This is a genomic window from Actinotalea sp. C106 (assembly GCF_023630195.1).
In the GTDB taxonomy this organism is placed as follows: Bacteria; Actinomycetota; Actinomycetes; order Actinomycetales; family Cellulomonadaceae; genus Actinotalea.
Map to the genome: position 1 here is coordinate 1 of NZ_JALPKN010000084.1, position 11,834 is coordinate 11,834.

The following is an 11,834-nucleotide window of genomic DNA, read 5'->3' on the forward strand; positions in this document are numbered from 1 at the left end:
CGGCGAGGCTGAGCAGTGCTCCGACCGCGACGGCGAGGAGCAGGCCCGCGGGGACCGGGCCGAGCAGCAGCCCGCCCTCGGCGGCGTCCTCGGCCGGGACGGCGTCCTGCAGGACGGTCGCGACCCCCGCGACGAAGGCACCGCTGAGCACGATGATCGTCACCGCGTTCCAGACCTCGAGGGCCACGCGGCCGGCCCCGCGGCCCTCGCGCGCGCCCTGGATCTCGCCCGTGACGCGTCGGATCTCCCGGCCCTCGGGGGCGCCCTCGGGCCGCAGCTCGATCTGCACGGGTGCCACGCTCAGTCCTGGGACATGGTGGCGACGGCCTTGGCGGTGCTCAGGCGCGTGCAGCGGGTCGCTCCCACGTGCACGGCGTCGGCCCCGAGGGCGGTGAGGAGCACGGGGTCGTGGGTGGCGAGGAGCACGGCGGTGCCGCCGGCGGCCTCCCCGCGGATCAGCTCGGCGAGGGCGTGGCGCATGCTCGTGTCCAGGCGGGCCTCGGGCTCGTCGAGGACCAGCAGGTCCCGGGGGCGCACGAAGGCCGCGGCGAGCAGCAGGCGCCGACGCTGCCCGGAGGACATCGCCGACGGCACCCCGTGCTGGTGGTCGGTCAGCCCGAAGGTCTCGAGGATCGCGTCGACGACGGTCGAGGTGTTGCGCACGCCGTGGCCTGCGGCGGTCAGCAGCAGGTGCTCGCGGGCGGTCAGGCCGGGGAACCATGCGTCGTCGTCGAGCACCCCGGCCACGCGGGCGCGGAAGTCCACCGAGCGCTCGTCGACCTCCCGGCCCAGCACCTCGAGGGTGCCGCCCAGGGGCTCGAGCAGGCCCAGCACCGCGCGCAGCACGGTCGACTTGCCCGCGCCGTTGGGCCCGATGACCGCCAGCACCTGCCCCGCGCGCAGGCGCAGGTCCAGGGGCGGGCAGACGGCGTCCGCCCCGTACCCGACGGCGAGGCCGCGGGCGTGGACGAGGTCGGGGGTCTTGGGCTGCGCGGCCACCGGGGTCAGGACTCGTACAGGCGGGGCGGGTGCGCGCCCGCGATGAACCAGGCGATCGGCCCGAGCAGCGGCGCGATGACGATCACCACCACCCAGATGGCCTTGGCGACGGGCTCCAGGTGACGGGCACGGGCCACGCCCATGAGGGCCATGACGAAGAGCACGACCGCGGCCAGGCCGAGCAGGAGGAAGAGGACGAGGATCTCCACGAGGCTCCCGAGGTTGCGGTGCACGCCGGCCCGAGGGGCTGGCGGGTGGAGCGCGACGCCCCGAGGGAACCGTACCGGGCGGGAGACGTCTCCTGAGGAGTGCCCTCGCCGCGGTGCTCGTCGCCTAGCGCCCCGAGTTCCGCGGGTGGTTCCGCGCCGTCCGCTCGTTGCCCCGCCGGTAGTTGCCCGTCCACCGCGCCATGACCTGCTGGGCGTGGTCCTCGTCGCCTGCGACCTCGTCGAGGAACTGGGCGGCTCGCCCGCCCCGCAGCACGGTCACGGCCGCTCCGTCGCGGAGCACCACCACGGTGCCGTCCTTGCGGTCGCGGTAGCTGAACCCCAGCGATCCCACGCCCTCAGAGCTCCCCGGTCCGTTGCAGGGTCCGCATCGCCAACCACCCGATGGGCACGCGGGCCCAGAAGGTCAGGGCACGGAACAGGAACACCACGGAGGTCGCGATGGCCGCGGGCACCCCGCCGGTGAGCGTGAGGCCGGTGATGAGGGAGATCTCGACGGTGCCGAGGCCGCCGGGGGAGGGCACCAGCGCCCCGGCGGCGTTGCCGATGAGGTAGATCAGGGCCAGGTCGATGAGCGACATCTCCCGACCGAAGGCAGCGAGGGCCGCGGCGAAGGCACCCAGGTAGCTCATCGTCATGATCATGTTGCCGACGGCCGCGAGGGCGAAGCGCTGGGGCTGGCCGAGCATCTGGACCAGACGGGGCCACGTCTGGCGCCACAGGGGCAGGACGCGGGCCGCGATCCAGTGCCGCAACGGGGGCACGAGCATCGCCGCGGCGATCGCGAGACTGATGACCCCGAGGGCGGCGATCACCGTCGTCGAGGGGATGCGCAGGGGGGTGTCGGTGCCGCTGACCAGGGACAGCACCACGAGCAGCAGCACCGTGGTGATGAACTGCGAGACCTGCACCAGGCCCACCGAGGCGACGGCGAGGGGGCTCGCGACCCCGCGCCGGGTCAGCATCCGCAGGTTGAGGGCCGCAGGTCCGACGCCGGCCGGGGCCACCAGGGCGACGAAGGCCGCAGCGGTCTGCACGAGGGTCGCGCGCCACAGCGGCAGCCGGATTGGCGCGAAGGCCACCAGGGCCAGGGCTGAGCCGAAGAAGGTCAGCAGCCCGAGCCCGAAGGCCAGGGCGGCCCACAGCGGCTGGGCCGTGGCGAGCGCCGCGCTGATCTCGGCGAAGTTGATCGTCGTGATGACCACGACGGCGGCCGCCACGGTCAGGGCGATGGTCACCACGGTCCGGGCGCCGAACCGCACGAGCCGCTCGGGCTCGATCTCGGCCTCGGGCAGTCGCGCGAGCAGCGCCTCACGGACCTCGGCGAGCACCCCCCGGCTCTTGCGGGCCTCCTCGCGGGTGGCCCGGGGCAGGGCGATGGTCTGCAGCAGCGGGCCGACCGCCGTGAGGTCCGGGTCGGGCAGCACGCGAGACGCGGCGCCGACGGCGCGCTCGGCCCCTACGCGCAGGGCCAGCAGGGCGAGGAGCTGGGAGATGTCGAGCCGACGGGCGAGCTCGGAGGAGGCGACGTCCCCGGACTCCCACCCGGTGAGGAAGGCCACGGGGGCGTCGCGACGGTCGACGAGCACGACGTCGGCCGTCAAGGCCCGGTGCGCGAGCCCGGCGGCGTGGGCGACGCGCAGCTGTTCCCACACGGCGTCGAGCACGTCGTCGTCCAGCTCGTCGACGGGCAGGTCGCGCACCGGCACGGCGCCGTGGGCGTGGCGCTGGATGAGGATCATCGAGTCGTCGGCCTCGGCCATGCCGAGCAGGCGCGGGGTGCAGACCCCGGCCGACCACGCCGCGTAGGAGAGCAGCGCGGCGCGTTCGGCGGCCTGGCGCAGGGACACCACGGCCCGGCCGTCGATGCCGCGCAGCCGGAAGGACCGCCACCACCGCGCGAGGGCACCGACCACCTGGCGGTCCCCGTCGAGCACCACGACGTCGAGGCGTTCGTCGTCGGTGGTGGTCATGGCGTAGACGCGGTTGTCGCCGTAGCGGGTGATCGCGACGGCGGCGAGGTCCGAGGCGAGCTCCTCGTCACCGCCCGGGTGGTCGGCCGAGACGCCGCGCACCCGGATGAGGCGACGGGGCTCGAACCCCGCGCGACGGATGCCGTTGACGAGGCTGGCGCCGTAGGCCCGCTCGCTCTGCACCCCGGAGAGGTAGCGGGTGCCGAGCCCGACGACGCGACCGAGCAGCACCGTGATGAGGGCGCCCGGCAGGGTGACGAGCCCGGTGATGACCGCGATGCCGAGGCCGATCCACAGCAGGTTCCACGACCACATCACCGTGCGACGGCGGTTGCGCGCCCCGGCCGCGGTCAGCAGGGCGGCGGTCCCCACGAGCAGGGCCGGGATGGTCACGACCCGCAGCCCGCGGGACCACACGCTGAGCGCGTCGCGCATCTCCTGCGCGCCGACCTCGGTGATCAGCCAGGTCGCGAAGAGGGCGAGGGCGGTCGCGACCACGGCCGCGGCGATCGCCTCGAGGGCCTGCCGCACCAGCCGTCGCAGCACCAGCTCGGTGAGGACTGCGAGGGGGGCGATGAAGGTGATGAGCCCTTCGAGGACCGTCACGGGGACGAAGAGGATGCGGCGCAGCAGCGAGGCGAACCCGCGCACGTCCTCGGTCAGGCCCGTGGTGGTGCCCTGGGCGTAGACCGCCAGGACCAGGACCAGGGCGATGCCCAGAGCGGCGGCCACCGCGGCGACCAGGTCCACCGGACGGTGCACCCGGATCGCGGGGGTGTCGACGATGCGGACGCCATGATCGGCTGGTCCTCGTCCACCGAGGCCGACACGGCCGCGGAGTGACGGGCTCGACATGATCGCGAGTCTAGGACGAGCGAAGGTCCCGACGGCGCGGACCTGCGGCACGTGGAACGGGGGCGACGCGTTGCTGGGGCAGGACGTCACCCGGTCCGACCAGTCGCGGCGCAGTGCCTGGGCGCGCGGCCTTGCGGGCGCGCTTGACCTCGTACATCGCGGCGTCGGCCTCGGCGAACAGGGCTGAGGGGTCGCGGACCTCGTCGACCGCGAGGGCCACACCGATGCTCGCGCCGACCGCGGCCATGCCCGCCCCGAGGGCCACGGGCTGGCAGACGGCCACCTCGAGCCGCTCGACGACGCCCTGCACCTCGGCCTGGTCGCGGATCTCGGTGAGGATCACGCAGAACTCGTCGCCGCCGAGGCGGGCGAGCAGGTCGTGCGGGCGCAGGGAGGACCGCAGGCGGCGGGCGACGACGATGAGCAGCTCGTCCCCGGCGGCGTGGCCGAGGGTGTCGTTGATCTCCTTGAACTTGTCCAGGTCGACGAAGAGGAGGGCGATGCCCGCTCCGGGGCCCACCTGCGGCAGGCAGACCTCGAGGTTGCGCATGAGCTCACCACGGTTGGGCAGGCCGGTGAGGACGTCGTGCGCGGCGGCGTGGGCGAGGGCCTCGGAGGCCAGCAGGCGGTCGGTGATGTCCCGCTGGTCGACCACGAGCCCTTCGACGAGCGGGTCGTCGAGCAGGTTGTGCAGGTTCCACTCGTACCAGCGGCGCTCCTGGGTGGCGTGGACGACGAGGACGTCGGCCGAGGCGCGGCTCCCGGGACCGGCGGCGACCACCTCGGCAATGCGGGCCGAGACCGTCTCTCTGTGCTCGATGTCGACCATGTCCAGCAGCGGCGACCCGACCAGCTGGTCCCCGGGATGACCCATGGCGCGCTCGACGGCGGGGCTGACGTAGGTCAACCGCCCGCTGCGGTCGCTCACGGTCAGCACGTCGTCCGAGCTGTCCATCAGGGCGCGCAGGCGGGCCTCGGTGCGGGCCAGTGCGTTCTCGGAGCGCTCCTGCTCGGCGACCGCCCGGCCCATGTTCGCGATGGCCAGCCACGCGAGCACCAGCAGCCACGCGGCACCGACGTGACCGTTGACGGGCTTGACCACGCTCGCGAGCCAGCCGAGCTCGACCCCCACCTGGCCAGCGACGGTGAAGACGCTCGTGATGATGGCCGCGGGTCGCCACCACCGGCTGCCCGAGCGTTTGATGTGCACGACGGCGACGATGAGCGCGGTCGCCGGAAGCAGGAAGCTCCAGCCGGCGGTCCAGCAGAAGGCCGCGAGGTAGGCGATGCCGACGGTCAGGCGCAGGCCGGCTCGCTGGTCACGCGGTCCGTGGCCGATCAGCCGGTGCACCTGGGCCGAGGCCGTGAGGCCGATGAGGGGGACCAGCAGTGCGAGCACCCAGGGGCTGCCGGTGACGAGCCCTCGCTCGTGCAGCAAGGAGAAGACGACGTAGCCCAGGCCCGCGAGCGCGACGGTCCCCAGCAGCAGCGGGATGCGCGCAAGATGGCGGGGGACGGGCACGTCGGTCTCATCGGCGTCGGGGCGCAGGGACTGAGTGGAACGGGCGGGGGGTCACCCCGATGGGTGACCCGGCGCGGGCGGGAGGCCCGGGGCCCGCGAAGTGCACTCTCGTGCCTCGATGTGGGCCAGGCTACGTGCTCGAGAGGGTTCGGATCGCGAGTGGGACGAGGAACGCCACGAGGAGGGCGATCATCGCCCAGTCGGCGAAGCGAAGTGATCCGACGAACGTCCGGAGCCGCCCCTTCCACGTCGTGGGTTCACCGACGCTGGCTGGTGCTCGTGCGACCGCCAGCCACCAGGAGCTGCCGAGGAATATCCCGCCGATCAGGAACAAGAGCGCCCACTGCGCAGAAAGCGGCCAGGAAGCCACTGTCACACCCCCATCAGGCGTTGACCTTTCGTAGCCGGCGCCACATCAGACGACGCCTGCGACGACACGAGCCCCGTCTTGCAGGTGCGTGATGCTGGCGGAGGCCTTGGTGGTCGCGCCTGCCCTTGTGAGCGACCTGTCACAGTTGGCACGTCGTGAGCGGAAGTTAGCTATGACCTGGCTCGGTGTCAACCACCGCGCAGGGGTTGCACGGGTGATCTCGAAGCCCAGGCCGGCGACGTGTCCCGTAGTCATGGCGACTCGATGGCGGCAGACTGCCCCGGTGAGCGAAGTCTTGGGCGCCCTCGTCGGTGACGCATGGGCGCGGCGCCGGGCAGGCAAGACTGCGTCGGCGACGTTGGTGGCGCCGGGCACCGTCGAGTCTGCGGTCCGGGCGCTCGACGGGGAGCTCCCCGGCCTGACCCGTGACCGGACCCGTGGCAGGTGGTCTGTTGGCCCTGGCTGCCTCAGCGTGCGCGATGTCCTGGTCGAGGTGGACGCGGTCGCGCAGAGCATCCGTCGCCCGTCCTTCCGGGAGTTCTGGACGGTCGACCAGGTGCGGCCCATCCCTCTCCATGACGGGACACGCTGATGCGTGGCTCTTCGCAAGGCTATGGCTCGAATGCCCGGAGGGAGGGGGCGAGGGCGATAGCGCTGTCGACGGCGGGCGGCGTCGCGGTGACGATCGGCATCACGGCGACCTGGCTGGCGGATGGTGGCGAGTGGCAGCCGCTCGGCCTCGTCGCGACTGGCATCGCGCTCATCGGCCTCATGCGTCTTGCTGGGCGGCACGGCGATGAGTACGAGGCGCACCTGAGAGCTGACGGAGCGACGGCTCGACAGGCCAAGCCTGATCCGTTGGGGCTCCGACGGGGATATCTGATGTACCAGGCGGGTCGTGCGGGGATGCCGGCTCGGCGCGCGATGACGCTCGCGTGGGGCGCTTGGCTCCTCCCGCTCGGCTTCGTCGCCGTCCTGTGGATCTACGCGATGCTCGACCTCAGCCTGGGCGCGGTGCGTACGTAGCTGGACCGGGCATCTCGCCGTCTACGCAGACGAGCCTCTACGCCCCGTCGAGCACCGTGTGCGCGACGACCAGCGGCATCGGATGCGGTAGGTCGACGACTCCGACCGCCTGGACAGAACCGCCCCGCTCAGGCGAGGACCTCGACGGGTGTTCCCAGGGGGAGGCCGAACTCCTCGACGAGCTGCGTGACGTCCTCGTCCCTCATGCGGATGCATCCGTGCGACGCGTCCGTCCCCACGGACTCCGGCTCGTTGGTCCCGTGGATCCCGATGACCCCCTCGCCCCCGGCGAACTGCTCGAGGACGGGGGAGTAGCCGGAGAGCCCGTAGGCGTACGCGCCGTAGGGCCCACCGGGCTCGGGCGGCTGCAGCAGCTCCTTGATGTAGTAGACCCCGCCCGGGGTGGGCACCTCGTCGCGCCCGACGCCCACCGGGACGTCGAGGACGACGTCGTCACCGCGATGCAGCAGCAGGCGGTGCTCGGTGATGCGAACCTCGATGCGGTAGTCGGTGGCGGACAGGCGGACGTCGCCCACGCGGACCCACCCGGTGGAGCCGTTCGGTCGCACGGGCAGGTGGACCTGCACCCAGTCCTCGCTGCGGTCGGCCACGAGGAAGGTGAGCGGGATGCTCCCCGGCAGCGACACGACCTGCTCGGCCGACAGCTGCCGGTCCGGCGCGTCCGCTCCCGCCTCCGCGTAGATGTCGACGGTCTCACCCTTCGCCGTCGCGATGACGGACTCCGGCGTGGGCTCGTCAGCGCTGGGCTCCGGGGCCGGGCTCGGCACTGCGGTAGCGGGGTTCGACGTCGGGGCCTGCGGGCGGGGGGTCTCGGCCGGCGCAGGCTCCCCGGAGCAGCCGGCGAGCAGGACGCAGGCGATGAGCACGGTTGCCGTGCGACCGGATGGGAAGAGGCGCATGCCCCACAAACTACCGGCGGGCGCCCACGAGAAGGCCCCGGGAACAGGCTGTTCGGGGCTGGTGCGGGCGGCCTCGACCTGGAAGCATGCACGTCGTCGTCCGTCCATGATCGAAGGAGTCCCCGTGAAGTTCCGTACCCTCACTGCCGGCGCCTGTGCCGGCGTCCTTGTCGCGGCTGGCGCGTCCGCTGCCGTGGCCCTCGAGGGCCCGGTCGACATCGAGGTCCTTGTCGCGGACGCCGACGGCGAGTTCAACTTCTTCTACGCGGACGGCGTCACCCCCGGCGACGGCGTCGAGCTCACGGCCGACGATCTCGACACCGAGCTGTCCGGAGCCGGTTGCGGGGCCGTCGAGGTCGACGTCGACCCCGAGGCGCAGACCGTCACCATCACGGCAGTCGAGGAGCAGGACGGGCCGTGCCTCGTCAATGCCCTCGGGGTCGTCCTGTACACGGACGAGATCTCCGAGCTGAGCCTCGTGTCCGACGGGTTGCTCGAGCTCGAGGGCGAGCCCGCCGAGGCGGACGTCGACTACGTGGTCGAGACCGTGGTCGGTGAGGACCTCGGCGACGTCGAACTCGACCTGGACACCGACGCCGCCGCAGTCCTGTGGCTGACGATGGCAGAGCCACTGAGCCTCACTGGCTCGTCGGTGCTCTCCTACGAGTTGCTCGCCGACGAGGTCCCCGAGGAGGAGCCGGTCGACGAGGAGCCCCCGGCCGCCGAGGCGCCGGCGGAGCCTGCCCGGCCCGTCGTCGCGCAGCCGACCTTCACCGGCTGAACCGACCACCGACGAGGGCCTCGCTGCACGTCGCAGCGAGGCCCTCGTGCTGTCGTTCGGGGAAGGTGAGCGCTCGAGGCGGATCCGCACGACCGTGCTCCCGGCCGGCGCCGGAGTCGCGTCATCGGACCGGCCGGTCCGGCCCCGCTCGTCGAACCGCACCCCACGCCGCTGCCAGCGTCTGACCCGCGTCCTGGTCGATCGCCGCGTGGACCTGCCGCTGCTCGGCCTCGCTCGCCCGCACCGCCAGGAAGAACCGGTGCAGCGCCAGGCCGGTGAGCTCTCCCACCGGCTGCCGCATCTTCCGTGCGAGGGAGGCGTTCGGGTGTCCCGAGGCCACGTCGTCGGCGAGCGCGAACCGCTCTGCCAGGAGGTCGACCATCTCCGCCGGGAGGTCGTAGTTCAGCAGCAGCCCGCTGGCGATCTCCGGCTCGTCGGTCGTGATGATGGTGAGGAGGACGTCCTGGCTCAGCGTCCGGTTGGCCGCGAGGGCGTGCCGCTCCTCAGTGGTGCCGTCGCGCGCCACCGCCGCAGCGATGGACGGAGGCAGGTCGGGGTCGTCCAGACGCGCAGCCCAGCCCTGCCATCGCTCGCTCATGCGACCCCGAGCACCTCGAGCCACTCCGCCGGCAGCACCGCGTACCCGACGAAGGACACGACGTCGAGCACCGTGTGCGCCACGACCAGCGGCATCACACGCCGCCGTCGGAGGTAGTACCAGGAGAAGACCACGCCCATCACGACGTTCCCGATGGCCATCCCTGGTCCTTGGTACAGGTGGTAGGTCCCACGGAGCAGGGCGCTCGCGGCGATGATCGCGGGGACGGACCACTTGAGCTCGAGCAACCGCTCCATGAGGTACCCGACGGCGACGACCTCCTCGAGCAGGGAGTTCTGCAGGGCCGCGAGGATGAGCACCGGCACGGTCCACCAGTAGGCGTCCAGCCCCGCCGGGTTGATCAGCACGTTCAGGCCCAGGGCCCGCCCCGCCAGGTAGAAGGCGAGGCCGGGGATGCCGATGAGGGCCGCGAGCCCGGCACCGACGCCGAGGTCCCGACCCATGCGTGAGCCGTCCAGCCCGATGCGCCGCAGGGAGGACCGACCGTGGTCCGACAGCAGGTACAGGGCCAGCGCCACGGGCACCAGCGCGAATGCGATGCCGGCCACCTGGTAGGTCAGGTCGAGGTAGGGGCGCGGTGACCGGGTGGGGTTGAGGGTCGCGGTCTGCTGGGAGAGGGCCTGCTCACGGGTGAGCCGCTCGACCAGGCGCAGGGCCGCGTAGAAGGCCGACTGCCCGAGGGACAGGCCCAGCACGATCCACACCTCGGCGCGCAGACGGCGCCGTCGCGCGGGCGGTAGGACGGCGGCGTCGCTGCTCGGAGCAGCGGGGGCGGGGTCCGGGGCGGGGGTGGACTCGGCGGGCACGGGGCAACGCTACGGGAGCGGGCTGGACGGTTCCTGGACGTCGTCGACCGAGGTGGACACCTTGACCGCTTGACGCGCGGATCCCAGCGGTGCACTGTGGACAAAGCAGTTTGCAGTACAAAGTAGTTGCCGTGCGAGCGGCCAGCAGCAACCGACGTGCCGAAGCCCACCGGAGGACCCATGACCGCCGACCCGACCCGCAGCACCGGGCGGACCACCCCCGCCCCCGACGGCCCGACACTCCCCGATGACGCGCTGGCCGACGACGAGCCTCTCGACCTCGCCCAGGTCGCCGCGCTCGTCGCCGCCCAGCAGGATCGGGTGCGGGCCGCGACCGACGTCGACGGTCGAGTCCTCTACGGAGCCTGGGGCGTCGCCTGGGTGATCGGGTTCCTGGCGATGTGGCTCGCGGCCGTCGACGACCCGCCGGTCCAGATGCCTCAGATCGCCGCCGGGTTGATCTTCTTCGGTCTGCTGGTCTCGGCCGGGGTGGTGACCGCCGTGCACATCGCGCGGCGAACGGCGGGGGTGCGCGGGACCTCGGCGACCCAGGGCGAGATGTACGGGTGGGCCTGGATGCTGTCCTTCACCGGGGTCGGCGTGCTGGCGTTCGCCCTCGGTCGGCTCGACGCGAGCCCCGAGGTCGTGAGCACCGTCATGACCGTCACGTCCTCACTGATCGTCGGCGCGCTCTACATGGTGGGCGGCGCCGTCTGGGGGGACCGTGCCGGCTTCAGGCTGGGCGCGTGGATCTCGAGCGTGACAGTCGTCGCCGCCGTCGTCGGGCAGCCGCACATGCTGCTCGTGATGGCCTTCGCCGGAGGCGGAGGGATGCTGCTGGGGGCCGCCGCCGAGCACGTGCAACGCCGCCGCCGCGAGGTGCCCCCTACGCAGGGTGACACGCCGACGGTGGCTCGCTGATGGCTGGCACCCCCGGGGACCTCGACCCCCTCATCCACACCCAGGCCCGCCTGCGGATCATGACCACCCTCACCGCCCTGCCCGACGGCAGCCGCCTCACCTTCCCCCGCCTGCAGGCCCTCCTCGACGCGACCGCGGGCAACCTCTCGACCCACCTGCGCAAGCTCGAGGACGCCGGCTACGTCGAGACCATCAAGGGCCACCAGGGCAGGGTCCCCTCCACCCAGGTCGGCGCGACCCGGGCGGGACGCAGTGCCTTCGAGAACTACATGACCCAGCTGCGCGCCCTGCTCACCCCACCGCAGGACCTCACCTCGCCCGACGACGGCACGGCGGCGACCACCGCGCCCGCCACGACCACCCCGGCCCAGGAGCCTCGATGACCAGCCCCACCACCCCGCCCGTCGTGGTCGAGCTCGACCACGTGACCCGCCGCTTCGGCGCCACCGTGGCCCTCGACGACGTCAGCCTGACCGTTCGCCCCGGCGAGCTGCTCGGCCTGCTGGGCCCCAACGGCGCCGGCAAGACCACCCTGATCAGCCTCGTCAACGGCCTGCGCAAGCCCGACTCCGGCACCGTGCGCCTGTTCGGCGGCGACCCGCGCGACCCGGCCTCCCGCGCCCGCCTGGGCACCACCCCGCAGGAGACGGGCCTGCCCCCCACCCTGCGCGTGGCCGAGGTCGTGGACTTCGTCGCCCGCCACTACCCGAACCCGGTACCCACCGGCGAGCTGCTCGAGATGTTCGGCGTCGCCGACCTCGCCCGCCGCCAGACCGGCGGGCTCTCCGGCGGGCAGAAGCGCCGGCTCGCGGTCG

At 72.8% G+C, this 11,834-nt stretch carries 15 protein-coding genes; 6 read left to right on the forward strand and 9 right to left on the reverse strand.

Annotated features, from left to right (window positions below; translation table 11 throughout):
* The 6 genes from L0B03_RS07745 to L0B03_RS07770 all read right to left on the reverse strand — a co-directional run.
* A partial coding sequence (locus L0B03_RS07745; RefSeq protein ID WP_250445239.1) for a hypothetical protein occupies positions 1-298 on the reverse strand: 298 nt, incomplete at its 3' end.
* 2 nt (positions 299-300) lie between these two features.
* Positions 301-999: an ABC transporter ATP-binding protein gene (locus tag L0B03_RS07750; protein WP_250445240.1), complete on the reverse strand. Its 699-nt coding sequence runs from the start codon at positions 997-999 to the stop codon at positions 301-303.
* A 5-nt stretch (positions 1,000-1,004) separates the two neighbouring features.
* Positions 1,005-1,208, reverse strand: coding sequence for a PLD nuclease N-terminal domain-containing protein (locus L0B03_RS07755; protein ID WP_250445241.1), 204 nt, complete (start codon positions 1,206-1,208; stop codon positions 1,005-1,007).
* A 124-nt stretch (positions 1,209-1,332) separates the two neighbouring features.
* Positions 1,333-1,560: a hypothetical protein gene (locus L0B03_RS07760; RefSeq protein ID WP_250445242.1), complete on the reverse strand. Its 228-nt coding sequence runs from the start codon at positions 1,558-1,560 to the stop codon at positions 1,333-1,335.
* Between the two features lie 4 nt (positions 1,561-1,564).
* Positions 1,565-4,054, reverse strand: a complete 2,490-nt coding sequence (locus L0B03_RS07765) for a lysylphosphatidylglycerol synthase transmembrane domain-containing protein (protein ID WP_250445243.1) — start codon at positions 4,052-4,054, stop codon at positions 1,565-1,567.
* 10 nt (positions 4,055-4,064) lie between these two features.
* A complete protein-coding gene (locus L0B03_RS07770; protein ID WP_250445244.1) occupies positions 4,065-5,576 on the reverse strand; it encodes a sensor domain-containing diguanylate cyclase in 1,512 nt (503 codons plus the stop codon).
* A gap of 653 nt (positions 5,577-6,229) precedes the next feature.
* On the opposite strand from L0B03_RS07770, the gene L0B03_RS07775 reads away from it, so the two are divergent.
* Positions 6,230-6,538, forward strand: a complete 309-nt coding sequence (locus L0B03_RS07775) for a hypothetical protein (protein ID WP_250445245.1) — start codon at positions 6,230-6,232, stop codon at positions 6,536-6,538.
* 86 nt (positions 6,539-6,624) lie between these two features.
* Complete coding sequence (locus L0B03_RS07780) at positions 6,625-6,972, forward strand: hypothetical protein (RefSeq protein ID WP_250445246.1); 348 nt, start codon at positions 6,625-6,627, stop codon at positions 6,970-6,972.
* 128 nt (positions 6,973-7,100) lie between these two features.
* Here the strand turns inward: L0B03_RS07780 and L0B03_RS07785 are convergent, their stop codons facing one another.
* Positions 7,101-7,892: a L,D-transpeptidase gene (locus tag L0B03_RS07785; RefSeq protein WP_250445247.1), complete on the reverse strand. Its 792-nt coding sequence runs from the start codon at positions 7,890-7,892 to the stop codon at positions 7,101-7,103.
* A 124-nt stretch (positions 7,893-8,016) separates the two neighbouring features.
* On the opposite strand from L0B03_RS07785, the gene L0B03_RS07790 reads away from it, so the two are divergent.
* Positions 8,017-8,673, forward strand: coding sequence for a hypothetical protein (locus L0B03_RS07790; protein ID WP_250445248.1), 657 nt, complete (start codon positions 8,017-8,019; stop codon positions 8,671-8,673).
* A gap of 121 nt (positions 8,674-8,794) precedes the next feature.
* Here L0B03_RS07790 and L0B03_RS07795 read toward each other — a convergent pair whose 3' ends face one another.
* Both L0B03_RS07795 and L0B03_RS07800 read right to left on the reverse strand, forming a co-directional pair.
* A complete protein-coding gene (locus L0B03_RS07795) occupies positions 8,795-9,271 on the reverse strand; it encodes a hypothetical protein (protein WP_250445249.1) in 477 nt (158 codons plus the stop codon).
* Positions 9,268-10,098, reverse strand: coding sequence for a CPBP family intramembrane glutamic endopeptidase (locus tag L0B03_RS07800; protein WP_374204907.1), 831 nt, complete (start codon positions 10,096-10,098; stop codon positions 9,268-9,270). Before L0B03_RS07800 ends, L0B03_RS07795 begins: the two co-directional genes overlap by 4 nt.
* 180 nt (positions 10,099-10,278) lie before the next feature.
* On the opposite strand from L0B03_RS07800, the gene L0B03_RS07805 reads away from it, so the two are divergent.
* From L0B03_RS07805 to L0B03_RS07815, 3 genes are all read left to right on the forward strand, one after another.
* A complete protein-coding gene (locus L0B03_RS07805; RefSeq protein WP_250445250.1) occupies positions 10,279-11,019 on the forward strand; it encodes a hypothetical protein in 741 nt (246 codons plus the stop codon).
* The gene (locus L0B03_RS07810) at positions 11,019-11,402 is read left to right on the forward strand and encodes a transcriptional regulator (RefSeq protein ID WP_308200024.1); all 384 of its coding nucleotides are present in this window, start codon (positions 11,019-11,021) and stop codon (positions 11,400-11,402) included. The genes L0B03_RS07805 and L0B03_RS07810 overlap by 1 nt, the downstream gene beginning before the upstream one ends.
* Positions 11,399-11,834 (forward strand): ATP-binding cassette domain-containing protein (locus tag L0B03_RS07815; RefSeq protein ID WP_250445251.1); only part of this gene is annotated, 436 nt, incomplete at its 3' end. The genes L0B03_RS07810 and L0B03_RS07815, both read left to right, overlap by 4 nt.

What these genes read in the sequence shown, in the direction of transcription:
- L0B03_RS07765 (WP_250445243.1), bottom strand. Translation starts at nt 4,054, where the DNA reads ATGTCGAGCCCGTCACTCCGCGGCCGTGTCGGCCTCGGTGGACGAGGA.
- L0B03_RS07785 (WP_250445247.1), bottom strand. Translation starts at nt 7,892, where the DNA reads ATGCGCCTCTTCCCATCCGGTCGCACGGCAACCGTGCTCATCGCCTGC.
- L0B03_RS07795 (WP_250445249.1), bottom strand. Translation starts at nt 9,271, where the DNA reads ATGAGCGAGCGATGGCAGGGCTGGGCTGCGCGTCTGGACGACCCCGAC.
- L0B03_RS07805 (WP_250445250.1), top strand. Translation starts at nt 10,279, where the DNA reads ATGACCGCCGACCCGACCCGCAGCACCGGGCGGACCACCCCCGCCCCC.
- L0B03_RS07810 (WP_308200024.1), top strand. Translation starts at nt 11,019, where the DNA reads ATGGCTGGCACCCCCGGGGACCTCGACCCCCTCATCCACACCCAGGCC.